We start from the raw sequence: 23,294 nt of genomic DNA, 5'->3' as shown, positions 1-23,294 counted from the left end.
CCTACCCACTTACCGTGGACTGAGTGAAGCCTACCGTGCCCGATCCGGCCACCGACAGGCGGCTCCCCTTCTTGCGCGCCTGTCCCGGCGACCTCGGCCGACAGTGATCATGGACATGCCGGTCACTCGCGGAGTAGCTTGCGGCAGCACTACATCGCGGGAGGCAGGATGACTCAGGTCACCGGGCACGGAGGCCGGCTCGCCACCGATGTGGCGCGCACACACGGGATCCGGACCATGTTCACGCTGTCGGGCGGGCACGTGTTCCCGCTGTACGACGGCGCCCTGCAAGGCGAGCCGCCGCTTCGGCTGGTGGATGTGCGCCACGAGCAGACAGCCGTGTTCGCCGCCGAGGGAACCGCCCGCCTGACCCGCACACCGGGCCTGGCCGTGCTGACCGCCGGGCCCGGCATCACCAACGGCGTCAGCGGGGTCACCACGGCGCATTTCAACGGCTCACCGCTGCTGACCATCGGTGGCCGCGCGCCACAGGCGCGGTGGGGCTCGGGCAGCCTGCAAGAGCTGGACCACCCTCCCCTGCTCGCGCCGGTGACGAAGCTGTCCGCCACGATCGAGCGCACCGAGAAGGTCCCGTACGCGGTACACGACGCGCTCCAGGTGGCGTGCACCCCGCACCGCGGACCGGTCTTTCTCGACATCCCCATCGAGCAGGTCTTCGGCGAGGCCACCTCCACGGCCGCGCCACCGGCCGAACGGCAACCGGTCCCACCCGACCAGGGCAGGCTCGACGAGATAGCGCGGTTGATGGCGACCGCGCAGCGCCCCGTTCTGGTGCTGGGCTCCGACGTGTGGACCGACGGGGCCGAGGACGCCGCGCGCCGCGCTGCCGAGACCATCGGCCTGCCGACGATCACGAACGGGACCGCCCGCGGTGTCCTACCGGCAGGCCATCCCCTCCTGGTCACCCGTGCGCGCTCCCGTGCCTTCGGTGCCGCCGACCTCGTGGTCGTGGTCGGTACCCCGCTGGACTTCCGGCTCGGCTACGGTTCCTTCGGCGGCAAGGACGGCTCCCCTGCCGCGCAGGTGTGTCACATCGCCGACTCCCCCGAGCAACTCGCAGGCCATGTCGATCTCGCGGGATCCGCGTCCGGCGACCTCACGCTCGCGCTGGACGGGCTGACTTCGGCATGGCAGCGGCAGTCGGCGCACACCACACACGCCGACTGGGCCGCCGAGCTGCGCCGGACCGCCGATGCCGCGATCGCGTCCGACGCCGCGGACCTGGACAGCGACGCCGTGCCGATCCACCCCGCACGCATCTACCGGGAGCTGCTGCGCCACACCGACGACGACACCGTCGTGATCGGTGACGGCGGGGACTTCGTCTCCTATGCCGGGCGCTACGTCGAACCCCGCAGGCCAGGCTGCTGGCTCGACCCGGGCCCGTACGGGTGCCTGGGAACCGGGCTCGGTTACGCGATGGCGGCGCGCCTCGCCCGGCCGTCCTCCCCCGTCGTGCTGTTACTCGGCGACGGCGCGGCCGGGTTCTCCCTGATGGACGTCGACACCCTCGTACGCCACCGGCTGCCCGTCGTGATGATCATGGGCAACAACAGCGGCTGGGGGCTGGAGAAGCACCCGATGCAGTTCCTGTACGGCTACCATGCCGCCGCGGAGCTCGGGTCCGGCACCCGGTACGACGAGGTGGTCCGCGCGCTCGGGGGCGGGGGCGAGATGGTGACCGAGCCCGGCGAGATCGGGCCGGCACTCCGTCGCGCGCTCGACGCCGACGTGCCCTACCTGGTCAATGTGATCACGGACCCGGACAACGCCTACCCCCGCTCCACGATGGGCATCTGACTGCTCGCGGGCTCGACGGCGATGAGTTCGTGTCGCTTCGGTGGTCTCCACATTGACACCACCGAACGAACACGGAGGCAGACATGCGCAAACTGGTCGTGGGGACGTTCCTGTCGCTGGACGGGGTGATGCAGGCTCCCGGAGGTCCCGATGAGGACCGCGACGGCGGGTTCGAGCACGGTGGCTGGCTCGTTCCCCATTTCGACGATCAGCTGGGTCAGCTCATGGACGAGTGGATCGCGCGCTGTGGCGTCCTGCTGCTCGGCAGGAAGACCTACGAGATCTTCGCAGCGCACTGGCCCCGCGTCAGCGGCGATACCGATCCGGTCGCCGCGACGCTGAACAGCGTCCCCAAGTACGTCGCCACGCGCACGCTGGACACAGCCACCTGGCACAACACCACCCTGCTCTCCGGCGACGTCGCCGAACAGGTCGGCAAACTCAAGCAGCAACCGGGCGGCGAGATCCAGGTGCACGGTAGCGGCAACCTGACCCAGACCCTGATGGCCAACGACCTCGTGGACGAGCACCGGCTCACGACCTTCCCTGTCGTGCTCGGCTCCGGTAAGCGGCTGTTCGCCGACGGAGCCGTGCCGCGCGCGTTCACGCTGGCGGAGACGACCACCACCAGCACCGGCGTGACGGTCACGCGATACGAGCGCGCCGGCCGGCTCGAGCACGGCTCGTTCGCCCTCGACTAGGCCACGCGACCCGATGCCCGCACGCGAGCGGTCACTCGTCCCTGTCCGGTCCGGTACTGCCTCGATCCACTGCTGAGCTACCCGTCACAGTTCTGTTGACTTTATGCCAACAGCCCCTCAGAGTGCCCGGGCAGGCAAGCGGCGCGACAGGGAAGGACGTGCACCGATGTTGACCACACGCTTCACCGAGCTGTTCGGTGTCGACCACCCCATCGCCCAGGGCGGCATGCAGTGGGTCGGGCGGGCCGAGCTCGTCGCAGGCGTCGCCAACGCCGGCGCACTCGGCTTCCTCACCGCGCTGACCCAGCCGACCCCGGAGGCGCTGGCCAAGGAGATCGCGCGCACCAGGGAGATGACCGACAGGCCGTTCGGTGTGAACCTGACCATCCTGCCCGCGATCGACCCGCCGCCCTACGAGGAGTACCGCGACGCCATCATCGAGTCCGGTGTGACCATCGTGGAGACGGCAGGGTTCAACCCGCAGGAACACATGCCCACCTTCACCGAAGCCGGCATCAAGGTCATACACAAGTGCACCAGCGTCCGGCACGCCGTCAAGGCACAGGCACTCGGTGTGGACGCGGTCAGTATCGACGGCTTCGAGTGCGCAGGTCACCCGGGCGAGGACGACATCCCCGGGCTCGTGCTGATCCCCGCAGCGGCGGACGCGATCAGCATCCCGATGCTCGCCTCCGGCGGCTTCGGTGACGCCCGAGGGCTGGTGGCAGCGCTCGCCCTCGGCGCGGACGGGATCAACATGGGCACCCGCTTCCTGGCGACCCAGGAGTCACCGGTGCACCAGCGCGTCAAGGAGCAGATGGTCACCAACTCCGAGCGCGACACCGAGCTGATCTTCCGGCCGTTGCGCAACACGGCGCGCGTGGCCAGCAACTCGGTCAGCCGCAAGGTGGTGGAGATCCTCGACGGTGGCGGCGAGTTCGCCGATGTGCGGGACCTCGTCGCGGGCGCGCGCGGCCGACAGGTCTTCGACCACGGTGACCTCGAGGCCGGTATCTGGAGCGCGGGCATGGTGCAGGGCATCATCAACGACATCCCCACCGTCGCCGAGCTCGTCGACCGCATAGCCACCGAGGCGACCGCTCTGGTGCAACGCAGGCTGGCGGGGCTGACCACCGTCCGGTAGGCGGGGCGCGTGCTGTGACCGCGGAAGCCTCACACCGCCCGGAGACCCGGTAGTGCAGCCGTCCCGCCGCGTGAACGACGAGACGGTGCGCCGCGTCCGGAGCGCAGCCTGTCGAGCATCCGCGTATCGGGAACCGGACGCTCCCGGTCGTCACGGGTGCCCTGCCGGTAACCGTGCACCAGCGACTCCGACAGCTCCGGCACGATCGAGGAGATGACCGATGTGGATACCTTCCGCGAGCAGTTCGATGCGGCTATGTCGCGCCTGGACAGCGGCATTCCCGGCGCCTGCGTCAAGGTCGCGTCGATTCCGGACATCCACCAGCTCTGGGAGCTCTTCCGCGACAACGACGACGCGGCCAGTACCTGGGACAGCTACGACATCTGCCCATCCCTGCTGGAGAACCCCCGCTCGGACGCCCCCGAGGACGTCGAGCGTCGCGAGGCCTTCCGGCAACGCGTGATCGACTACAACACCGAGCTGGAAAGCGTCTGCTCCGGGTGCAGCCAGTGCGAGTTCGACGGTAATGCCGCGTTCGACACGACCTTCGAGGAGCGGCACGTCACGACACGCGAGTACTTCCACCCCGGCGCCGAGGGGCAGATCCTGCTCGCCGAGGTGGCCTGGCAGTCGATCGGATACCGACGCGCACCGACCTGCACGATGGACTCCGGCCACCCGCCCGGGACCCACCGGCGCTACCGCGCCGGCGGCCGGTCCGGAGGGCGACGGTGTATCAGCGGTCCCGGCACTCGGGCTGTCAGGCTCCACCCTCCGCCAGCGCCTCCTCCGCCTCGACGGTCACCGCGGCCGCATGCACCACCGACGCGATCCGCAGCGCCTCGTGCACCGTCTCCCGCGACGTTCCGTTCCTTCGCAGCACCTGCTCGTGCAGCTCCAGGCACCGCTGGCAACCGCTGATCGCGCTCACCGCGAGCGCCCACAGCTCGAACAGCTCCTTGTCCACGCCGGGACGGGCGGTGACCTGCATCCGCAGCTTCGCAGGCAGGGAGTCGTACTCCGGGTCCGCCAGCATGTCCTTGGCCCGGTAGAAGACGTTGTTCATCGCCATGATCGATCCGGCGGCCTTGGCGGCACTGACCGACTCCGCGCTCAGGCGTTGCCGCGCTTCAGCGTCGAAGGCCCGTAGTACGGTTCCGTTCCGTGCGGCATAGGCACACGCCAGCGCCGTTCCCCATACGATGCCATCGGGTAAGGTCGAGTTACCGATGACCTTGTCCAGGTTGACCTTGGTGTCCGTGGCGTAGTCCGGAAGCGTGTCCCGCAGCTCGGCCAGTGACATCCGAGACATCAGACTCCCGCCAGCGGCGTCGCCGGGTCCAGTGTGTTCTCCCTCCCGCTCCGGCCGCCCGGGCACGGCTCACCGGGCCGCCCGAAAGCATCACCTGCGGCTACGCGCTCCCGCCATATGGAAGTGACCTGCAACACAGTATAAGTGTTCTGCGACACAGCACCCATGAAGACGATCAGCGAGTTGCGTTTCAATGACGCATGGGTGGTCACCGGGCCGACTCACAGGAAAGGACACTGACGGTGTCTACGGAGGCCGACGAACTCAATCATCGAGAACGCGCGACGCTCCGCGCTGTCGCGCGCGGCCAGGCGGAGCTGACCTGCAGCTGCGAGCCCGACCTGTTCCTCGACGGACTTACCTTTTCCGACCAGCTCACCGCCCACTCGCTCGTCCGAAGGGGCCTCATCGCGCCCGACCGGCCGGGTCGCAGGGGCGAGGTCGTACCCGCCCGTGTCACCGAGGCCGGCCGAGCCGCGCTGGGTAGCGTCACCGCCGCAGCGCCGGCGGCCTGACGTCAACGCTTCTTCTTCTGCTGCTTCTTCTGCCGGACGCGCACGTTGATCCGTACCGGGCTGCCGGGGAAGCCGAACCGTTCACGCAGCCTGCGCTCCAGGAAGCGACGGTAGCCGGCTTCCAGGAAGCCGGTGCTGAACAGCACCACCGTCGGCGGGCGCACGCGGGCCTGCGTCGCGAACAGCACCTTCGGCTGCTTCCCGCCACGAACCGGCGGCGGGGTCGCCGCGATCACCTCCGACAACCAGCTGTTCAGCTGGCCGGTCGGGATGCGTTTGTCCCAGGACTCCAGCGCCGTCCGCATCGCGGGGGCGAGCTTGCGCACCGCCCTACCGGTGCGGGCCGACACGTTGACGCGCTCCGCCCAGCGGATACGGACCAGCCCCCTGTCGAGCTCGCGTTCGAGCTCGTACCGGCGCTCGTGGTCGACCAGGTCCCACTTGTTCAGCACCAGCACGCACGCCCGGCCCGACTCCACAACCATGGTCAGCACCCGCAGGTCCTGCTCGCTGAGCGGCTCGCTCGCGTCGACGAGCACGATGACCACCTCGGACGACTCGATCGCCGCCTTGGTACGCAACGAGGCGTAGTACTCGGTCCCGCTCGCCAGCTGCACGCGGCGTCGGATTCCCGCCGTGTCCACGAACCGCCAGGTCTGCCCGTCCAGCTCCACGAGCGAGTCCACCGGATCCACCGTGGTGCCTGCGGACTCGTGCACCACCGACCGGTCCTCTCCCGCGATCTTGTTGAGCAGGCTCGACTTGCCGACGTTCGGCTTGCCGATCAGTGCCACCCTGCGGGGCCCGGCCACGGTGCCCGCCTCGCCCGGGGAGTCCGGCAAGGTACGCACGACCGCGTCCAGCAGGTCCCCCGAGTTGCGGCCGTGCAACGCGCTGACCGGGTACGGCTCACCCAGACCGAGTGACCACAACGCGGCGGTGTCGGCGACGAGCCGCTCGTCGTCGACCTTGTTCGCGGCCAGCAGCACCGGGCGCTTCGAGCGCCGCAACACCCGCGCCGCGGCCTCATCCGTCTCCGTGGCACCGACGGTGGCATCCACCACGAGCAGCACTGCGTCCGCCGTCGACATCGCCATCTCGGCCTGCGCAGAGACCGCTGCGCGCAGCCCGGACGAGTTCGGCTCCCAACCACCGGTGTCCACGAGCGCGAAACGCCGCCCGGCCCACTCCGCGTCATAGGCCACGCGGTCCCTGGTGACGCCGGGCGTGTCCTGCACGACGGCAGCGCGCCTGCGCAGGATGCGGTTCACCAGCGTGGACTTGCCCACGTTCGGGCGCCCGACGACCGCGAGTACAGGTTGGCCGCCCGTGACGACCTCCGGGTCCTCCTCGCCCTCCACGTCGAGCTCGGTGAGCTCCGACTCGTCGGACCACGTGCCGTCGACCTCACCGGTCCACGTGTCGTCAACTTCGCTCATCGGCCTTCATTCCGTTCCATGCCTTGTGCGACGCGCCATTCGTCCAGGGCGCCCACGGTGTCAGCCAGGCGTACACGCAGCTGTTCGGTCGCCTCGACCAGTCCGGTTCTGCCACGCCCTACCGCAGGCGAGAACGGCTCCCCGACCAGGATGTCCACCCGGGGCAGCAGCCGCCGCCTGCCGTCGTCCGGCGGCCTGGTGCCACGCACCGCGACGGGCACGACCGTGGCCGAGCAGGTACGCACCAGCCACGCGGCACCCAGCTCGGCGTTCTGCACGTCACCGTCGCCCCGCGAACCCTCAGGGAACACCCCGAGCACTCCGCCTGTGCGCAGCACGTTCCGGGCCTCGAGCAGCGGCCCGCTGTCGGGCTCGCCCCTACGCACCGGGAGCTGCCCGATCCGGTGCAACGACCACCCCAACAGCCCGTGATAGAGCTGCTGCTTGACGAGGAAGACCGACCTGCGGGGCAGCAACCCGAAGATCAGCTGAGGCTCGATCATGGAGCTGTGGTTGGCGATCACCACGACCGGACCGGTCCGGGGCACACGCGACATCCCGTGGACCCTGATCCGGAACGCCGGACGGTAAACCCACCGTGCCAGGAACCGCGCCAGATCGTGCAAGCGTGGCCACGCGTAGCTCGGCAGCCCCGTGCTCATGGCGCCGCTCCGCTCTCCGAGTTCGCGTCAACCTCGGACTCCACCAGCATATCTCGTGCCGCTGCCAGCTCCACCAGCGCCGCGATCACCTGCTCGAGCTCGAGGTCACTGGTGTCCAGTTCCTCGGCGTCGGCCGCGGGGCGCATCGGGTCCGCTGCCCTGCCGGCATCCAGGCTGTCCCGGCGCTCCACGGCGGCCTGCACGTCCTCGACATCGGCCTGCCTGCCCGATGCGGTGTCCTGCGCGCTCCGCCGCCCGGCGCGTACCTCGGCCGAGGCGGTCAGGTACACCTTCAGCGCGGCATCCGGCGCGACGACCGTGCCGATATCGCGTCCCTCCACCACGATGCCGCCCAGCTCGTCGACCACGTCGTCGATGATCGCGCGCTGGACCTCCACCAGCATCTCGCGAACGTGCGGAACGGCGGCGACAGCCGAGACCGCCGAGGTCACCTCCGCGCCGCGGATCTGCTCACCGACATCCTCCTCGTCGAGTACCACGACGGGCTGGTCCGGATCCGTGCCGACGCCCAGGTCGGCACTCTCCGCCACCGCGATGACCGCATCGGGGTCGCCGACGTCCACCCCCGCCCGCAGCGCGGCCAGCGTGACAGCGCGGTACATCGCACCCGTGTCGAGATAGCCGGCGTCGAGCCGTTCGGCGAGCTTACGCGCGACGGTCGTCTTACCCGTACCCGACGGCCCGTCCAGGGCGACGACCCCACGCAGCACTCCCAGCACCAGTCTCTCCTCGCTGTCGGTTCGTGTTCCCTGCTCCGCGCACGTGCCCGGTGACACGCGACCCGACGAACCATTGTGCCCGGCAGGCTGCGTCACCGGCCGGGCGGCGTCGCGGGACGGCGACATCACTCGGCGGGACCGCACGACCACCGGGTCCGCGACGGCACCCTGCGTTACGGTAGCCACGTGAACGTAGACGTGACCCCGTTACCCGGCATCGGTGTACGCAAGGACTTCGCGATCCGTGGCGGTCGGCGCGTGGGCGTCATCAGCCACCGGGACGGCAACCTGGAGCTGATCGTATCCGAGGCCGATGATCCCGACACCACAGTGGCCAGCCTGGCTCTGACCGCCGACGAGGCAGCCACCCTCGGAAACCTCCTCGGCACCCCACAGCTCGTCGCCCAGCTCAGCGAGGAGCACAAGGACCTCCCCGGCATCAACACCCGGCAGCTGCCGGTCACCGAGGGGTCGCCGTTCGACGGTCGCACGCTCGGCGAGACCGAGCTGCGCAGCCGGTCGAGAGTGTCGGTCGTGGCGGTGATGCGCGCCGGGCAGATCCAACCCGCGCCCGAGCCCGGCTTCACGCTCACCGGGGGAGACATGCTCGTCGCGGTCGGCACCAAGGACGGCCTGGACACGGCCGCCAGGATCCTCGCGAAGGGCTGAGCCACGTGAATGCCGAGCACACGGCTCTCGTGCTTGTCGAGCTGGGCGCGGTCTTCTTCGGACTGGGGCTCCTCGGGCGACTGGCCCAGAAGATCGGCATGTCACCCATCCCCTTTTACCTGCTCGGGGGACTCGCCTTCGGCGACGGCGGGCTCGTCCAGCTCGGCGGCATCGACGAGTTCACCGACATCGCCGCCGAGATCGGTGTCGTGCTGCTCCTGCTGATGCTCGGCCTGGAGTACACCGCCAACGAGCTGTTCACCGGCCTGCGCAGGAGCTGGGTCGCAGGCGTGCTGGACATCGTGCTCAACGCCACCCCTGGCGCCGCCGTCGCCCTGCTGATGGGCTGGGGCTGGGTCGGCGCACTCGCCATGGGCGGGGTCACCTACATCTCGTCCTCCGGCGTGATCGCCAAGATCCTGAACGACCTCGGCCGCATCGGTAACCGGGAGACACCGGTGATCCTGTCCCTGCTCGTCTTCGAGGACCTGGTCATGGCCGCGTACCTGCCGGTCCTGACCGCGGTACTCGGCGGCACCGCGCTACTCGCCGGGGCCACGACGATCGGGGTCTCGCTGCTGGTCGTGACGCTGGTCCTTGTGGTCGCCGCGCGGTACGGCCGGTACGTCTCGGCCGTGCTCTACAGCGAGAACAAGGAGATCTTCCTGCTCAAGCTGCTGGGCGCGGCTCTGCTCGTCGCCGGTGTCGCCGAGTCCATGCACATCTCGGCCGCCGTCGGCGCGTTCCTGCTCGGCATCGCGATAGCGGGTCCGGCGGCGCACAGCGCGGCGAGGCTCCTCGAACCACTGCGGGACCTGTTCGCCGCCGCCTTCTTCGTGCTGTTCGGGCTCACCACCGACCCCCGCGACATCCCACCGGTGCTGCTCTGGGCCCTGGCGCTGGCGGCAGTCACCACGCTGACCAAGGCCTACACCGGCTGGTGGGCAGCCAAGCGCAGCGGGATCGGCACGGTGGGACGCGCGCGTGCCGCTGCCGGGCTGATCGCGCGCGGCGAGTTCTCGATCATCATCGCCGGGCTCGCCGTCGCGGCAGGCGTCGGCGACAGCTCCCCCGGAGCCGGTGACAGCCAGCTCGCCGCGCTGGCGGCCACCTACGTACTCCTCATGGCCGGTTTCGGTCCGATCGCCGCGCGGCTCGTCGAACCCGTCGTGCGCAAGGCCCGGCGGTCCCCGGCGCCGCAGGCCACACCGTAGCGGGTCTCAGGAGGCGGTGCCCTCGGGCAGGTCGAAGACGCCGAGCTTGTGCCCCTCGGTGTGCGAGGCCCACTCGGCGAAGGTGAACGACAACGTGCCCGCCTCGGGACGGTTGGAGTTGCGGACCAGCACCTCGGTGTCGGTCAGCATGACCTCCACGCAACTGCTGCCGTTGTGAGAATGCTTGATCCACTGGTGGCGCTGCAGGGACATCGCGGGGCTCGCTTCACGTGCGGCTACAGGGAGTCGGCTAACTCCTCCATCATATCCACGCTCGTGAGCGGGTCGAGCGCCTTGGTGCGCACGTCGTCGAAGTTCGAGAGCGCCTCGGACACCGCAGCATCGCGCTCGAAGAACTGGTCGCCCAGCGTGGTGTCCACGCTGGCGATCTGGGGAATGCCCTCGTCCAGCCGGTAGATCGATACCGTCGCGCCGATGAGGTAGTGCTCCCTGGTACCGAGCGGCAGCACCTGCACGGTGACGTTGGGCAACTCCCGGCACAGCCGCACCACGTGGCGCAGCTGCCCGCGCATCACCTCGACGCCGCCGATGTTCTTGCGCAGCGCGGCCTCGCCGACCACCGCCCACAGCTGCAGCGGGTCCGGTTCGCGGGTGAGTACCTCGGCCTGGTCCAGCCGGAACCGCAGCCGGGTCTCCTGTACGCCGGTGAGGTGGCCGGTGGGCGCCAGGACGGCGCGAGCATACGGCTCGGACTGCAGCAGGCCGTGGAACAGCTCCGGGCTGTAGAAGCTGATGGCGTGGGAACCCCGGATGAGGTCGGCGGCCCGGCGCTGGTGGGGCTGGATCTCACCGCCGCCCCGCACGCGGGTGACAGCCCGGTGAGCCTCCCGGTTGACCTGGACCAGGTCATCCACCTGGTCCTCGGGAGCGCCGTACAGCTCGAGCAACGCGGTGAGGTCGCCGTGGCTGACCTTCGTGCGGCCCTGCTCGATGTTGCCGATGGTGGTCACCGTGCACCCCAGAGTCTCCGCCGCGTCCTCCCCGCTGACGTCGGCTTCGATGCGCATACGCTTCAATGTCGCGCCGACCTGGATGCGCTCGGCAGTGCGGCGCTGTCCGATCGCCATCACGGATTCACCCTTTCAGATGCGTGCAAAATTATTGTCCGCATCCTACACTGTCCGTGTGCGGTTGACCACATCGCGCACGAACCGTAGCAGCCTACGGCGACGCGTTACGCCGCCGTACGAGGTCGTGGGGAGGCTCCGATGAACGGCTCCGAGGCATCGGTAGGAGCGTGGGCAGCGATCGACGGCGACTGCCCGATCGAGTACGTGGTGTGCCGGGACGAGGTCGAGTTCCGGTTCGGCGGCAGGGACGGGTTCGAGCTGTTCGTGACCGAGCAGGGTCTGCGCAGGCTCGCGGACATCAGCGCGGAAGCGCTCACCGCGATGCGCGAGAAGACGTGGCACACCTGAGGTGAGCCCGGCGCCGTGCGCGCATACCGGCCCTACAGCTCGACCGTCCGGAACAGCGCGCCCTGCTCGTCCCGCGTCAGCTCGCGCAGCTCACCCGGTTTGGTGTCGCCGAGCTGCACCGAGCCGAACGCGGTGCGCACCAACCGCACCACGGGATGGCCCACCTCGGCGAACATCCTGCGCACGATGCGTTTGCGTCCCTCGTGCAACACGACCTCGACCAACGTGCGCCCCGGCAACGTGTCGACGACGCGGCAGCGGTCCGGCTTCACCGGCCCGTCCTCGAGCTGTACCCCCGCGAGCAGCTGGTTGCACAGCTTGCGCGGAACGGAGCCCTCGACCTCGACCAGATAGGTCTTGAACACCTCGTACGACGGGTGCATCAGCCGGTGGGCGAGCTCCCCGTCATTGGTCAGCAGCAGCAGACCCTCGGTGTCGGCGTCGAGCCTGCCTACGTGGAACAGCCGCTCGGCACGCCCGGCGACCAGGTCCCCCACGCACGGTCTGCCCCGCTCGTCGACCATCGTCGTGTGCATGCCTCTCGGCTTGTTGAGCGCGAGATAGACCATGTCGGCACGCACCACGACGCGCGTATCGTCCACGTGGATGACCGCGCTGTCCGGGTCGACACGGGTGCCCAGCTCGCGGACCACCGACCCGTCGACCCGCACCCTGCCCTGCACGATGAGATCCTCCGCGGCCCGCCGCGAAGCCACCCCCGCCCGGGACAGCACCTTCTGCAGGCGGATCGACCGCTCGTCCTCAGAAGTCATCGACCGTGTCCACCTCGGGAAGTAGCGGGGCGATCGGCGGAAGCTCGCCGAGGGAGGACAGGCCGAGGCGCTCGAGGAACAGCTCGGTCGTGACATACAGGGTGCCACCGGTCTCCTCGTCGGCACCCGACTCCTCGATCAGCCCCCTCGCCAGCAGCGACCTGATCACCCCGTCGACGTTGACACCCCGCACGGCAGCGACCCGCGCACGCGACACCGGCTGCCGGTAGGCGATCACGGCCAGGGTCTCCAAGGCCGCGCGGGTCAGCTTCGACCGCTGCCCGTCCAACAGCAGCTGCTCGACGAACGGGGCGTACAGGTCGCGTGTGTAGAACCGCCACCCCTCCGCGACCCGCCGCAGGTCGATGCCGCTGCTGCGGTCCCGCAGATCCTCGGCCATGGTGCGAAGCATCTCGGTGACCCGCTCCACCGGCTGATCGACCGAGTTGGCCAACGTCTCCTCGGTGACCGGCGAGTCCACCACAAGCAACATGGCCTCCAATGCCGCGATGAGTGCCTCGTCGGAGCTGACGTCCACCGTCGAGCGTTCCTCCGCCGTCGCAGCGGGGTCCGGCTCGCCGCTCTCCGGCGACGGCTCCGCCCCGGACTCCTCATCGCCTGCATCAGCAGCGGATCCGGGCACCGACGCGTCAGTGCCCTCGGCATCGGTGGAGCCTGCCGACGCCGCATCGGCGTTGTCAGCTGGGCCAGTCATCGCCGCTCCCCCATCATCAGCGGAGCCAGCCCACGCCCCTGCCACGTCATCAGCGGAGCCGGCCCACGCCGCGCGCGTGCCGTCCGACTCCGAGGTACTCTCCATCGTCGTCTCCGCGTCATCAGCTGGGCCAGTCATCGCCGCTCCCCCGTCATCAGCAGAGCCAGTCATCGCCGCTCCCCCGTCATCAGCCGTACTCGTCGTCCGGGCGCGAGCGATCCGACTCGGCCGCGGCCTGAGCCTCCTCGAGCGAACCGCCCGCCCATTGCACGGTCAGCTCACCCAATGGGGAGTCCTGTGTGAACTCCACGCTCGCCTCGCGATACAGGTCCAGCAGCGCGAGGAACCGGGCGACGACCTCAACGGTGTGCTGGCAGTCGGAGACGAGCTGACCGAAACTGGCCGAACCCGCCTCCGCCAACCGGATCCGCAGCGTCGCCGCGTGCTCGCGGACCGAGACCGTGATGGTATGGAGATGGTCCAGCGACACCGTCGGTGGCGGCTTCGGACGGAACGCACTCGCCGCGATCTCGGCGAACCGTTGCGGATCGACGCCGAGCATCACCTCGGGTAACAACCCTACATAGCGCTCCTCCATCGCCACCGAGCGCGGGTAGCGACGCAACGCCCCGGCCTCCAGCTCCCGGAACATCTCCGCGACCTGCTTGTACGCCCGATACTGCAGGACGCGCGCGAACAGCAGGTCGCGCACCTCGAGCAGGGCCAGGTCGTCCTCGTTCTCCACCTCCGCGGACGGCAGCAACCGAGCTGCCTTCAGATCCAGCAACGTCGCGGCGATGACCAGGAACTCGGTCGTCTCATCGAGCTTCGACTCGGCTTCGAGCGCGCGGGTGTAGGCGATGAAGTCGTCCGTCACCCGATGCAGCGCGACCTCGGTCAGATCCAGCTGATGCTGCGAGATCAACTGCAGCAGTAGGTCGAAAGGCCCCTCGAAGTTGTCCAGGCGTACCTGGAACCGGGTGGAGCTCGTCTCAGCCGGGTTCGCGTCGTCCGAGGTGGCCTCGGCTACCTCATCCATGACACAACCATGTCAGCGCGATCAGGACTGACCTTCGGACTCGTCCTCGGCACTGAGCCGTTGAACAAGCACAGACGAATCGCCCCGCTCCTCGAAGTCCGACAGGAGTACAGCGACCGCCTCACGTACCACCCTACCGCGGTCCACCGCGAGGTCGTACTTTCCGCGCAGCTCCAACCGGGCGTGCTCCAACGCCAGCAGCTCGTCCTGCGAGATGTAAACGGTGATCTTGGTGTCGTGCTTGGTGCGTGGGGAACCGCGCCGCGCACCGCCCGCGGAGACCCCCGCGCCACGCTTGCCGTTCTCCCCGGCACCCGTGGTGGAACCGGACTCGCCGGAGTCCCGGGCCCCAGAGGCGGACCCAGACGCGGTCCCGGAGGCGGCTCCAGTGCCGGACGACGCGGACGCGGCGTCACCCATCTCGGGCGCCGACTGCTCCGTGCCCGGCTCAGGCTGGGCCGCCGGGGCGGAGGTACTGCGGAAGAACAGCTCCGAGGCGCCCGGCAGTGATGCTCGTTTCGTCACCGACGGATCACCTCACGAGCGAGCTGCCGGTACGCGTGCGCACCGTTGGACTTCGGCGACCACTTCGTGATCGGCTCGCCTGCCACCGTCGTCTCCGCGAAACGCACCGTGCGATTGATAACGGTGTCGAACACGGTTTCACCGAACGCTTCCACCACGCGCGCCATAACCTCCTTGGAATGCAAGGTGCGGGGATCGAACATTGTGGCAAGGATGCCCGTGATGTCCAGATCCGGGTTCAACCGTTCCTTGACCTTCTCGATGGTGTCCATCAACAATGCCACACCACGCAGACTGAAGAACTCGCACTCCAACGGAATGATCACACCGTGCGACGCGGTCAGCGCGTTCACCGTCAGCAGCCCCAGCGAGGGCTGGCAATCGACGAGCACGAAATCGTAGTCGGCGATCATCGGCCGCACCACCCGCATCAGGGTGTGCTCCCGCCCGACCTCGGCGACCAGCTGGACCTCGGCCGCGGACAGGTCGATGTTGCTCGGCAGCAGGTCCATCCCGTCGATGACCGTGGAATGCACCAGATCACGGGTGTCCAGCGAGCGTTCCATGATCGCGTTGTAGACCGTCTGCTCGAGCTCGTGCGGCTGCACCCCGAGCCCGACGGACAGCGCGCCTTGCGGATCGAAGTCCACAAGCAGCACCTTCCGTCCGTACTCGGCAAGCGCCGCCCCGAGATTGATCGTCGACGTCGTCTTGCCGACGCCGCCCTTCTGGTTGCACATGGCCAGCACCCGAGCCGGACCGTGCTTGTCGAGCTCGGGAGGTGGCGGGATATCCCGCTTCGGCCTCCCTGTCGGACCCAGTGGCGTGCCGTTGTCCGCGGCCTGCTCCTGCCGCGAAACCGCCGTCTCGCCCGCGGGCTCCGTGGCAGGTGAGACCTGCTGCGAGTGGGAAGTCGACATGACGGGATAGCTCCTTGGTCAGCGTGTTCGACGGCAGCTTATGCGCGGAGGTTGACCGACAGCAATTGGGCTCGCCGAGCCGGCGCGAGATGATGCCACCTCACAGGCGTCCGTGCCGTGCCGTCATCGGCGGTCGGCCCGGTCATCTTGATCACGGTCCCCGGTGCGGCCCGTCACCGTCAGCCGGCGGTCGCGGGCCGCCCGTCGGCGACTCCCGTCCAGGGGCTTGTGAACGGGCCTCGCGGGCCCGCGGATGCGCGGTCGCGTACACCTCACGAAGTGTGTTCACCGTCACCAGGGTATAGACCTGGGTCGTCGCCACGGACGAGTGACCGAGCAGTTCCTGCACCACACGCACGTCCGCACCCCCTTCGAGCAGGTGGGTGGCGAAGGAGTGCCGGAGCGTGTGCGGTGACACCGCCCCGGACAACCCGGCGCGTTCCGCGTTCACCTTGAGCACCTGCCACGCTCCCTGCCTGGACAGGCGCCCGCCGCGGGCATTGAGGAACACCGCCGACGTGCCCCTGCCACGGGTCGCCAGTGCGGGCCGGGCACGCACGAGATAGGCCTCCAGCGCGTCGAGTGCCGGCCTGCCGATCGGTACGATCCGTTGCTTGCCGCCCTTGCCGTCCAGCACGATGGTGCGCTGCTGGTCGTCGATGTCGTCGAGGTCGAGCCCGATGGCCTCGGAGATGCGCGCGCCCGTCGAGTACAGCAGCTCCAGCAACGCGCGGTCCCGCAGCGCCCGATCTCCCTCGATGGGGGGCATGTCCAGCAGGCGCAGCACATCGGAGACCGGCAGGGCCTTGGGAAGACGTCTCGCGTTACGCGGGGGCCGCACGTCCCTGGCCACATCGTGTTCCACGAGGCCCTCGCGGACGGCGAAGCGGTGCAGCCCCCGCACTGCCACGAGCGTGCGCGCCACAGACGACTCCGCCAGGGCCGGATGCTCGGCCGTGCCCTCGCGCATCGCCAGGACGAACTCGCGCACATCACCGTCGGAGACGTCGGCGACATCGGTTCGCTGCCGAGCTTCCAGGAAGGCACGGTACCGCCGCAGGTCACGAGCGTAACTATCCAGCGTGTTGCGCGCGGTCCCCCGTTCGACGGCGAGGTGGTTCAGGTACACGTCGATGACGTGCCCGAGCTGCCTGCGTGCCACAGCCTTCAGCCTAGGCCACCGGCGGGCCCGTGTCGCTCAGCCACGATGCCGGCGCGCGAACCGCACCGGCCGATCCCGCCACTCGGCATCGGCAGGTCGCGCGTCCGCGGCGCCGGACAGTACCGCGTGCGCCGCCAGCACCCCGCTCACCGTCGCTCCGTTGATCAGCTCACCACCGAGCGCCATCCGCACGGCCTCGTCGAGCGGAACCCGACTCACCACGAGGTCCGCCTCCTCGCCGTCGAGCACGTCACGGTCGACAACGGACAGTTGCCTGGCGAGGAAAACGCGGACCACCTCGTCGGTGAAGCCCGCCGATGCCGCCGTGTCCACAAGCGTGTCCCAGCGCTGCGCGGTGAGCCCCGCCTCTTCCACCAGCTCCCGCCGAGCCGTGTCGACCGGGTCCTCGCCCGCCGTGTCGAGCAGGCCGGCAGGCAGCTCCCACAGGCGCCTGCCGAACGGGTGCCGGTACTGGTGGATGAGGGTGACCTGGTGGTCCTCGTCGACGGCAGCGATCGACACCGCGCCGAGGTGCTCGACGACCTCCCGGTGCGCCACCGCCCCACCGGGCATCACGACCTCGTCGATGCGCAGCCCCAGCACGTGACCCAGGTAGACGTCCTCACTGGACACCACACCGAACTCGTGCGAGCCGGGCTCGGCGCGCTCACTCATCGTCGACCACGTCGACCGGTGCCGGGAGCTCGACAGGAAGGCGGTCGGCCACGCTGTAGTCCACAACGGCCTTGATGAAGGCGTCGAACAGCGGGTGCGGCCGGGTCGGTCTGCTCTTGAGCTCCGGGTGCGCCTGCGTGCCCACGTAGAACGGGTGCACGTCGCTCGGCAGCTCCACGAACTCGACCAGCTTGCCCTCCGGGGACAGCCCGGAGAAGAGCAATCCTGCCTTGCCGAGCCGATCCCGGTAGTCGTTGTTGACCTCGTAGCGGTGCCGGTGCCGCTCCGAGATGTCCGTCCTGCCGTACGCCTTCGCGACCTGGGTTCCCTCGACCAGCCTCGCCGGGTAGGCACCAAGACGCATCGTCCCACCCATATCGCGTTCCCCGGCGACGACATCCTTCTGCTCGACCATGGTGGAGATGACCGGATCACGGGAATCGGCCTCGAACTCGGCCGAATGGGCCCCGGTCAGGCCGGCGAGGTTACGGGCGACGTCGATGACCATGCACTGCAGCCCGAGGCACAACCCGAGAACGGGGATGTTGCGCTGCCGCGCGAAGCGGACGGCACCGATCTTGCCCTCGATCCCGCGCACACCGAAGCCTCCCGGAACGAGGACGCCGTGCACGTCCGACAGGGTCGCCGCGGCACCCTCCTCGGTCGCGACGTCGTCCGAGGGCACCCATTTGATCTCCACTTTCGCGTGATTGGCGAAACCACCGGCACGCAGGGCCTCGGTCACGGACAGGTACGCGTCCGGCAGGTCCACGTACTTGCCGACCAGCGCCACCCGCACCGTCTCCCGGGGACGGTGCACCCGGTTGAGCAGGTCACCCCAGACCGTCCAGTCGACGTCCCGGAACGGCAGCCCCAGCCTGCGCACCACATACGCATCCAGCGCCTCGGCGTGCAGGACCTTCGGGATGTCGTAGATGGACGGCGCGTCCGGGCATGTGATGACGGCCTCGTCCTCCACGTCACACATCAGGCCGATCTTGTTCTTGAGGTCCTCGGCGAGCTCGCGGTCGGCACGGCACACCAGCGCGTCCGGCTGGATACCGATGTTGCGCAGTGCGGCGACGGAATGCTGGGTGGGCTTCGTCTTGAGCTCACCGGACGGGGCGAGATACGGCACGAGCGAGACGTGCAGGAAGAAGCAGTTGTCCCGTCCCACATCGTGCCGGGTCTGGCGGCACGCCTCGAGGAACGGCAACGACTCGATGTCCCCGACCGTCCCGCCGACCTCGGTGATGACCACATCCGGTCGCTGGCCGGTTCCGTCCGACTCGCCGAGCGCGAGGATGCGTGACTTGATCTCGTCGGTGATGTGCGGGATGACCTGGACCGTGTCCCCGAGGTACTCACCACGCCGTTCCTTGGCGATGACCTGCGAGTACACCTGACCGGTCGTCACGTTGGCCCGCCCGGTCAGGTCCCTGTCCAGGAACCGCTCGTAGTGCCCGATATCCAGATCGGTCTCCGCGCCGTCCTCGGTCACGAAGACCTCCCCGTGCTGGAACGGGTTCATCGTGCCAGGGTCGACGTTGAGGTAGGGATCGAGCTTCTGCATGGTGACGCGCAGACCACGTGCGGTCAGCAGCTGCCCCAAGCTCGACGCTGTGAGTCCCTTACCGAGGGACGAGGCGACCCCACCGGTGACGAATACGTACTTTACCGCGACCTGTCGGTTCGCCCGACGCTGACTTCCCACGGGCCTTTACGCTAACACTGCCTGTCCCCGCGCGCAGCGAGGAGGCCGACCGTGCCGCCCGCCGTACCCACCTGCGGCGGACCCGGCCGCGTGACCAGGGATTGTTCGTGGCAAACCGGGTCACGCGACACCGGGCCCACCCGTGCCACACGCGCCCGGCAGGCGGTCACGAACCGCCCAGCAGTGACCTCCGGGACGTGGCCGGGCGGGACGGTACGCACGGTTGTATCGTCGGCAGCGGTGGCGCCTGCCGGCCGGGCACGGTCCCGGCCGAGGCCCGGCCGGGACCCGGACACAACCCTGCCCGGACACCCGCCCGGCACGCGCCGCGACATCCGCGACGGCAGAAACGGCACAGCAGTGAGCAACTCGACGGTCGGATCCCACTCCCCGGCTCCCGGAGCCGACTGGGTCGTGCCCACTCCCGCACGGCCCGTCGACGCCACGGTCCGGGTGCCGGGGTCGAAGTCCATCACCAACCGTGCCTACGTACTCGCCGCGCTGGCCTCCACAGCGACCCTGGTCCGGCACCCGCTGGACTCGAGGGACGCGCGCCTCATGATCGACGCGCTCGGCGTGCTCGGCGCGCGCAGCGAGCACACCGACACGGCCGTGCGCATCCACCCCCTCGAGTCTCGGCGGTGCCCCGACCCCGCCGAGATCGCGCTCGGCAACTCCGGGACGGTGGCGCGGTTCACACCCCCGCTCGCCGCGCTCGGCCCGGCAACGGTCCGGTTCGACGGCGATCCCGCCCTGCGCAGGCGTCCGATGGCAGGTGTGCTTCGCGCGCTGCGCGACCTCGGCGTCGACATCGACGACGGGGGCGACCCGGCGCCGCCGTTCACCGTGCGGGGCACAGGAGGCGTGCGTGGCGGGGTCGTCGACGTGGACGCCTCGGCATCGAGCCAGTTCCTGTCCGCGCTCCTGCTTGCCGGCCCGGCGTTCAGGGAAGGCATCACCGCACGGTTGGTCGGGTCGGCCCCGCCGAGCGGGCCACACATCGCGATGACACTCGACCTCCTACGCACCTTCGGTGCCGCGCCCCTGCGGGACGGCACCGAGTTCCACGTACCGCCCGCCACGCTGGGTTGTCCGGACTACACGGTCGAGCCGGACCTGTCCAGCGCCGCACCGTTCCTCATGGCTGCCGCCCTCACCGGCGGCTCGGTGCGCGTGCTGGACTGGCCTGCCAGCACCACGCAGCCGGGCGACTGGGTGCGTAGCCTGCTCACCGAGCTGGGTGTGTCGGTGACCACCGACGAGCGCGGTGTCACGGCGACCGGCTCCGGAGTGCTCCCCGGAGCCGAGCTCGACCTGCACGATGTCAGCGAGCTCACGCCCGTCGTCGCGGCGATGCTGTGCTTCGCGACGGAACCCTCGACCATCCGCGGTGTCGCGCACCTGCGCGGGCACGAGACGGACAGGTTGGCGGCCCTGGCCACCGAGCTGAGCAGGCTGGGTGGACGCGTCACCGAGACCGGGGACGGGCTCCGCATCGTCCCGTCCCCGATGCGCTCCGGGACATTCCACACCTACGACGATCACCGCCTGGTGATGGCCGCCGCACTCATCGGCCTGCGGGTCCCCGGAGTCGCCGTCGAGAACCCGGCAACCGTCGGCAAGACGTTCCCCGGTTTCGTCGAGGCGTGGTCCGGAATGCTCGGCGCGTAGGGGTCTCTCGCGCCCTCAGGACCCGGAGGATCCGGCACCGGGTGCGGGTGCACCGGCGTTGCCCGCGATCCCGTACTGGCCGGCCTCCCCCTCGAGTTGCTCGCGTAGCGCCAGCACAGTCGTCACACGGCCGGCCGCGGTATGCGCGTTGTCCACCGTTGACAGCACGCCGGAGGCCGAGCTGTCCGCGCGGACGACCCCGACCGGGCCGTTACCACTCGCCGACCCCGCGGCGCCCGCGAGTACCGTGCCTGCACCGGACTTGTCCATCCCCACGGCGAACCGCGCGACGGTGGCCGCGCGGTCTCCCGCACCGTCGCCTTCGGACTCGCCTCCGGTGAGCACGACGGCCAGCTGCGCGGGCTCGACGTCCTCGTCCGCCTCGACGAACCCGCCCTCGGCGAGCCCCCGCAACACGGCCGCCTGCTCGTCGGAGCTCGCCTGCTCGTCAGCGGACTCGGCGTCCAGCAGCAGCGTCTGCCCCAGCAAGGAACCGGCCAGCCTGCCGGGGCCGCCCGAGGTGGGCAGCTCCGTGCCAGAGGGCTGCAGCCTGGTCACGATGTCGACGAGCCGGTCCGACTTGGCCGGGTCGGCGAACGCGTCGCTCAGCCGCACCTCGCCCGTCACGCGCGCCCCCGAGTCCTCGATGAGGTCGGCGATGGCGTCCCGATCCGTCGGGTCGGCCTCCTCGGTCGTGAACAGCACCACGGAACGCTCGTCGAGGCGGTCCGAGACGACCCGCGGCCCGACCGAGCTGGCGAACCCGTCCGCATCGGCCAGTCGTGCCTGCAACGCGTTGCGTTCGGTCTCCAGCTCCGAGACCCGGGAGGCCAGCTCGCTGTTGTCGTCGGCGAGCCCGGACAGCAGCGTGCCGCTCAACGTCGTCGAACCGAGCACGACCCCGACGGCCAGGGCAAGGAAGGCCGCCGCGATGGACACGATGTGGTAGCGCAAGGTGATCACTGGAACCACCCCCTACCCCACTCGAGGAGCCCTTGCCACTGGTTCCATGCCCAGTCCACATAGACCCCACCGACATCGGAGACGGCCAGCGCGGTGATCACCGCGATCAACGCGGCCGCCACGAGCAGCAGCACCGCCGCCAGCGAGACCCTGCTGTGATGCAGTGTCGCCACGGCCTTGGCGTCGACGAGCTTGGTGCCGACCTTGAGCCGGGTGAGGAACGTCGACGGGTTCGACCCCGACCGTCCCTGGTCGAGGAACTCCTGCAGGGTCGCCTGGAAGCCTACGGTCACCACGAGGCCCGCACCGTGCGAGTCGGCGAGCAGCAACGCGAGGTCCTCGGGGTTGGCCGACGAGGGGAACGTGACCGCGCCGATGCCCAGGTCCTGAATCCGCTCCACCCCTGGCGCGTAGCCGTCCGGCTGGGCGGGAACCACGACCTCGCCTGCGCCCTTGAGCGTATCCGAGGTGATCCCGGTGGGATCACCCACGATGACGTCCGGGGTGTAGCCCAGCTCGCGCAGCGTGTCCGCTCCCATGTCCACGCCGACCAGTACAGGGCGGTGCTCCCCGATGTACTTCTTGAGCCGTTTGAGGTCGCGCAGATGCCCGGTCCCCGCGGCCACGACGACAACATGCCGGTCCCGAATGGCGACACGGAGATCGGGAACCCCCACACCGTCGAGGATCAGCGTGCGCTCCCGGCGGAGGAACTCCATCGTGTTCGCCGAGAACGCCTCCAGCTGCGAGGTCATCCCCGCTTTCGCCTCGATCATCTGATCGGCGACGCTTTCCGGTGTCTGCACGGTGCCCCTGGCGATCTCCCGTTCGCCGCTGTAAAGCACTCCTTCGTGCAGCCGGACCTTGCTACCGTCCTTGATGCTGTGCAGCACCTCGGAACCGGCCCCGTCGACCAGCGGAATGCCGGCCCCGACCAGGATCTCGGGCCCCAGGTTGGGGAACCGGCCCGAAATGGACGGTGACGCGTTCACCACACCACCGACCTCGGCCTTGACCAGCGAGTTCGCCGTCGCCCTGTCCAGGTCGACGTGGTCCAGCACGACGATGTCGCCCCGGCCGACCCGGCGGAAGAGCTCCCTGGTGCGCCGGTTCACCCGTGCCACACCCGTCACCCCGGGAAGCGTCTCGGTATTCCTGGAGAGCACTCCGCTAAGCTTCATGACCCGCATACTGGCAAACGTCCGGAGCAACCTGGCTACGCCACGCCGTCGAGTCTCCCGGTTTCTTCTTGCCGCGTGCCGGGGTGCGTGGTAACGGCACCCCGGTCGTCAGCGGTGTTCCTTGTCGGCCTCGGCGGCGTTGAGCAGCTCCTCGGCGTGCGCGCGGCCGGTCTCGGTGCTGTCCTGACTTTTGCCACGTTCGGCAGGTCTTGACGAGTGCGACCTGTTGACCTGCTGGTTTGTTTCGGTTGCTGGGCTGATTTGCGCACTAAATGGGGTCGTAGAGTGGCCGGGTGGCGT

26 protein-coding genes are annotated in these 23,294 nt (G+C 69.4%); 8 read left to right on the top strand and 18 right to left on the bottom strand.

Annotated features, from left to right (window positions below; translation table 11 throughout):
- The first annotated feature begins 168 nt into the window (after nucleotides 1-168).
- The 3 genes from CHB84_RS19910 (at nucleotide 169) to CHB84_RS19900 (ending at nucleotide 3,666) form a co-directional block, all read left to right on the top strand.
- Complete coding sequence (locus CHB84_RS19910; RefSeq protein WP_089303187.1) at nucleotides 169-1,821, top strand: acetolactate synthase; 1,653 nt, start codon at nucleotides 169-171, stop codon at nucleotides 1,819-1,821.
- 83 nt (nucleotides 1,822-1,904) lie between these two features.
- Nucleotides 1,905-2,522 (top strand): dihydrofolate reductase family protein, encoded by a 618-nt coding sequence (locus tag CHB84_RS19905; protein WP_089303186.1) that lies wholly within the window; start codon nucleotides 1,905-1,907, stop codon nucleotides 2,520-2,522.
- 166 nt (nucleotides 2,523-2,688) lie between these two features.
- Complete coding sequence (locus CHB84_RS19900) at nucleotides 2,689-3,666, top strand: NAD(P)H-dependent flavin oxidoreductase (RefSeq protein WP_089303185.1); 978 nt, start codon at nucleotides 2,689-2,691, stop codon at nucleotides 3,664-3,666.
- A gap of 29 nt (nucleotides 3,667-3,695) precedes the next feature.
- Here CHB84_RS19900 and CHB84_RS19895 read toward each other — a convergent pair whose 3' ends face one another.
- Both CHB84_RS19895 and ahpD read right to left on the bottom strand, forming a co-directional pair.
- Entirely contained in the window at nucleotides 3,696-3,983 is a 288-nt protein-coding gene (locus CHB84_RS19895) for a hypothetical protein (RefSeq protein WP_089303184.1), read from the bottom strand.
- A gap of 443 nt (nucleotides 3,984-4,426) precedes the next feature.
- Nucleotides 4,427-4,978, bottom strand: a complete 552-nt coding sequence (gene ahpD, locus CHB84_RS19885; RefSeq protein ID WP_245818861.1) for an alkylhydroperoxidase, AhpD family — start codon at nucleotides 4,976-4,978, stop codon at nucleotides 4,427-4,429.
- Nucleotides 4,979-5,220: 242 nt separating this feature from the next.
- Between ahpD and CHB84_RS19880 the strand changes: the two genes are divergently transcribed.
- Nucleotides 5,221-5,493 (top strand): hypothetical protein, encoded by a 273-nt coding sequence (locus CHB84_RS19880; RefSeq protein ID WP_245818860.1) that lies wholly within the window; start codon nucleotides 5,221-5,223, stop codon nucleotides 5,491-5,493.
- A 2-nt stretch (nucleotides 5,494-5,495) separates the two neighbouring features.
- Here CHB84_RS19880 and der read toward each other — a convergent pair whose 3' ends face one another.
- From der to cmk, 3 genes are read right to left on the bottom strand one after another with little or no spacing between them, the layout of a single operon-like run.
- Nucleotides 5,496-6,932, bottom strand: coding sequence for a ribosome biogenesis GTPase Der (gene der, locus CHB84_RS19875; protein WP_089303180.1), 1,437 nt, complete (start codon nucleotides 6,930-6,932; stop codon nucleotides 5,496-5,498).
- On the bottom strand, nucleotides 6,929-7,594 hold the full coding sequence (locus CHB84_RS19870) for a lysophospholipid acyltransferase family protein (RefSeq protein ID WP_089303179.1): 666 nt from the start codon (nucleotides 7,592-7,594) through the stop codon (nucleotides 6,929-6,931). The genes der and CHB84_RS19870 overlap by 4 nt, the downstream gene beginning before the upstream one ends.
- Nucleotides 7,591-8,334: a (d)CMP kinase gene (gene cmk, locus CHB84_RS19865; protein WP_245818859.1), complete on the bottom strand. Its 744-nt coding sequence runs from the start codon at nucleotides 8,332-8,334 to the stop codon at nucleotides 7,591-7,593. The genes CHB84_RS19870 and cmk overlap by 4 nt, the downstream gene beginning before the upstream one ends.
- Before the next feature lie 186 nt (nucleotides 8,335-8,520).
- Between cmk and CHB84_RS19860 the strand changes: the two genes are divergently transcribed.
- Both CHB84_RS19860 and CHB84_RS19855 read left to right on the top strand, forming a co-directional pair.
- The gene (locus tag CHB84_RS19860; protein ID WP_089303206.1) at nucleotides 8,521-9,003 is read left to right on the top strand and encodes a cation:proton antiporter regulatory subunit; all 483 of its coding nucleotides are present in this window, start codon (nucleotides 8,521-8,523) and stop codon (nucleotides 9,001-9,003) included.
- 5 nt (nucleotides 9,004-9,008) lie between these two features.
- On the top strand, nucleotides 9,009-10,217 hold the full coding sequence (locus tag CHB84_RS19855; protein ID WP_089303177.1) for a cation:proton antiporter: 1,209 nt from the start codon (nucleotides 9,009-9,011) through the stop codon (nucleotides 10,215-10,217).
- A 6-nt stretch (nucleotides 10,218-10,223) separates the two neighbouring features.
- On the opposite strand, the gene CHB84_RS19850 is transcribed toward CHB84_RS19855, so the two are convergent.
- Together CHB84_RS19850 and CHB84_RS19845 are read right to left on the bottom strand one after the other, a co-directional pair.
- Nucleotides 10,224-10,430: a DUF397 domain-containing protein gene (locus CHB84_RS19850; protein ID WP_089303176.1), complete on the bottom strand. Its 207-nt coding sequence runs from the start codon at nucleotides 10,428-10,430 to the stop codon at nucleotides 10,224-10,226.
- Nucleotides 10,431-10,453: 23 nt separating this feature from the next.
- Entirely contained in the window at nucleotides 10,454-11,305 is an 852-nt protein-coding gene (locus CHB84_RS19845) for a helix-turn-helix domain-containing protein (RefSeq protein ID WP_089303175.1), read from the bottom strand.
- Nucleotides 11,306-11,446: 141 nt separating this feature from the next.
- Between CHB84_RS19845 and CHB84_RS19840 the strand changes: the two genes are divergently transcribed.
- On the top strand, nucleotides 11,447-11,656 hold the full coding sequence (locus tag CHB84_RS19840) for a hypothetical protein (RefSeq protein WP_089303174.1): 210 nt from the start codon (nucleotides 11,447-11,449) through the stop codon (nucleotides 11,654-11,656).
- Nucleotides 11,657-11,688: 32 nt separating this feature from the next.
- Here the strand turns inward: CHB84_RS19840 and CHB84_RS19835 are convergent, their stop codons facing one another.
- From CHB84_RS19835 to CHB84_RS19800, 8 genes are all read right to left on the bottom strand, one after another.
- Nucleotides 11,689-12,429, bottom strand: coding sequence for a pseudouridine synthase (locus CHB84_RS19835; protein WP_089303173.1), 741 nt, complete (start codon nucleotides 12,427-12,429; stop codon nucleotides 11,689-11,691).
- Complete coding sequence (gene scpB, locus CHB84_RS19830; protein ID WP_089303205.1) at nucleotides 12,419-13,144, bottom strand: SMC-Scp complex subunit ScpB; 726 nt, start codon at nucleotides 13,142-13,144, stop codon at nucleotides 12,419-12,421. Before scpB ends, CHB84_RS19835 begins: the two co-directional genes overlap by 11 nt.
- A 187-nt stretch (nucleotides 13,145-13,331) precedes the next feature.
- Nucleotides 13,332-14,183 (bottom strand): segregation and condensation protein A, encoded by an 852-nt coding sequence (locus tag CHB84_RS19825; RefSeq protein ID WP_089303172.1) that lies wholly within the window; start codon nucleotides 14,181-14,183, stop codon nucleotides 13,332-13,334.
- A gap of 21 nt (nucleotides 14,184-14,204) precedes the next feature.
- Complete coding sequence (locus CHB84_RS19820; protein ID WP_089303171.1) at nucleotides 14,205-14,708, bottom strand: hypothetical protein; 504 nt, start codon at nucleotides 14,706-14,708, stop codon at nucleotides 14,205-14,207.
- Nucleotides 14,705-15,628 (bottom strand): ParA family protein, encoded by a 924-nt coding sequence (locus tag CHB84_RS19815; RefSeq protein WP_089303170.1) that lies wholly within the window; start codon nucleotides 15,626-15,628, stop codon nucleotides 14,705-14,707. The genes CHB84_RS19820 and CHB84_RS19815 overlap by 4 nt, the downstream gene beginning before the upstream one ends.
- A gap of 151 nt (nucleotides 15,629-15,779) precedes the next feature.
- On the bottom strand, nucleotides 15,780-16,790 hold the full coding sequence (gene xerD, locus CHB84_RS19810; protein WP_089303169.1) for a site-specific tyrosine recombinase XerD: 1,011 nt from the start codon (nucleotides 16,788-16,790) through the stop codon (nucleotides 15,780-15,782).
- Between the two features lie 36 nt (nucleotides 16,791-16,826).
- A complete protein-coding gene (locus CHB84_RS19805; RefSeq protein WP_089303168.1) occupies nucleotides 16,827-17,465 on the bottom strand; it encodes an NUDIX domain-containing protein in 639 nt (212 codons plus the stop codon).
- A complete protein-coding gene (locus CHB84_RS19800; RefSeq protein WP_089303167.1) occupies nucleotides 17,458-19,179 on the bottom strand; it encodes a CTP synthase in 1,722 nt (573 codons plus the stop codon). Before CHB84_RS19800 ends, CHB84_RS19805 begins: the two co-directional genes overlap by 8 nt.
- 414 nt (nucleotides 19,180-19,593) lie before the next feature.
- Here CHB84_RS19800 and aroA point away from each other — a divergent pair, with 414 nt between their 5' ends.
- Nucleotides 19,594-20,850 (top strand): 3-phosphoshikimate 1-carboxyvinyltransferase, encoded by a 1,257-nt coding sequence (gene aroA, locus CHB84_RS19795; RefSeq protein ID WP_217898647.1) that lies wholly within the window; start codon nucleotides 19,594-19,596, stop codon nucleotides 20,848-20,850.
- A 15-nt stretch (nucleotides 20,851-20,865) separates the two neighbouring features.
- On the opposite strand, the gene CHB84_RS19790 is transcribed toward aroA, so the two are convergent.
- The 3 genes from CHB84_RS19790 to CHB84_RS23270 form a co-directional block, all read right to left on the bottom strand.
- Nucleotides 20,866-21,813 carry a copper transporter gene (locus CHB84_RS19790; protein ID WP_089303165.1) on the bottom strand — a complete coding sequence of 316 codons (948 nt, stop codon included), beginning with the start codon at nucleotides 21,811-21,813 and terminating at the stop codon, nucleotides 20,866-20,868.
- On the bottom strand, nucleotides 21,810-22,994 hold the full coding sequence (steA, locus tag CHB84_RS19785) for a putative cytokinetic ring protein SteA (protein ID WP_089303204.1): 1,185 nt from the start codon (nucleotides 22,992-22,994) through the stop codon (nucleotides 21,810-21,812). The genes CHB84_RS19790 and steA overlap by 4 nt, the downstream gene beginning before the upstream one ends.
- A gap of 108 nt (nucleotides 22,995-23,102) precedes the next feature.
- The coding region (locus CHB84_RS23270; protein WP_217898646.1) for a hypothetical protein at nucleotides 23,103-23,294 on the bottom strand (192 nt) is incomplete at its 5' end.

It is taken from the genome of Haloechinothrix alba (assembly GCF_900188115.1).
GTDB classification, from domain to species: Bacteria; Actinomycetota; Actinomycetes; order Mycobacteriales; family Pseudonocardiaceae; genus Haloechinothrix; species Haloechinothrix alba.
The sequence above is the reverse complement of the archived record's forward strand: the minus strand, read 5'-3'. Positions and strand labels throughout refer to the sequence as shown.

Bases quoted from the DNA above. Each gene is read 5' to 3' on its own strand.
- CHB84_RS19825 (WP_089303172.1), bottom strand. From the start codon at position 14,183: ATGGATGAGGTAGCCGAGGCCACCTCGGACGACGCGAACCCGGCTGAG.
- CHB84_RS19845 (WP_089303175.1), bottom strand. From the start codon at position 11,305: ATGGCGATCGGACAGCGCCGCACTGCCGAGCGCATCCAGGTCGGCGCG.
- CHB84_RS19850 (WP_089303176.1), bottom strand. From the start codon at position 10,430: ATGTCCCTGCAGCGCCACCAGTGGATCAAGCATTCTCACAACGGCAGC.
- CHB84_RS19905 (WP_089303186.1), top strand. From the start codon at position 1,905: ATGCGCAAACTGGTCGTGGGGACGTTCCTGTCGCTGGACGGGGTGATG.
- CHB84_RS19900 (WP_089303185.1), top strand. From the start codon at position 2,689: ATGTTGACCACACGCTTCACCGAGCTGTTCGGTGTCGACCACCCCATC.
- CHB84_RS19895 (WP_089303184.1), bottom strand. From the start codon at position 3,983: ATGTCCGGAATCGACGCGACCTTGACGCAGGCGCCGGGAATGCCGCTG.
- CHB84_RS19815 (WP_089303170.1), bottom strand. From the start codon at position 15,628: ATGTCGACTTCCCACTCGCAGCAGGTCTCACCTGCCACGGAGCCCGCG.
- scpB (WP_089303205.1), bottom strand. From the start codon at position 13,144: ATGACTGGCCCAGCTGACAACGCCGATGCGGCGTCGGCAGGCTCCACC.
- CHB84_RS19910 (WP_089303187.1), top strand. From the start codon at position 169: ATGACTCAGGTCACCGGGCACGGAGGCCGGCTCGCCACCGATGTGGCG.
- CHB84_RS19840 (WP_089303174.1), top strand. From the start codon at position 11,447: ATGAACGGCTCCGAGGCATCGGTAGGAGCGTGGGCAGCGATCGACGGC.
- CHB84_RS19835 (WP_089303173.1), bottom strand. From the start codon at position 12,429: ATGACTTCTGAGGACGAGCGGTCGATCCGCCTGCAGAAGGTGCTGTCC.
- steA (WP_089303204.1), bottom strand. From the start codon at position 22,994: ATGAAGCTTAGCGGAGTGCTCTCCAGGAATACCGAGACGCTTCCCGGG.
- CHB84_RS19870 (WP_089303179.1), bottom strand. From the start codon at position 7,594: ATGAGCACGGGGCTGCCGAGCTACGCGTGGCCACGCTTGCACGATCTG.
- CHB84_RS19805 (WP_089303168.1), bottom strand. From the start codon at position 17,465: ATGAGTGAGCGCGCCGAGCCCGGCTCGCACGAGTTCGGTGTGGTGTCC.
- der (WP_089303180.1), bottom strand. From the start codon at position 6,932: ATGAGCGAAGTTGACGACACGTGGACCGGTGAGGTCGACGGCACGTGG.
- ahpD (WP_245818861.1), bottom strand. From the start codon at position 4,978: ATGTCTCGGATGTCACTGGCCGAGCTGCGGGACACGCTTCCGGACTAC.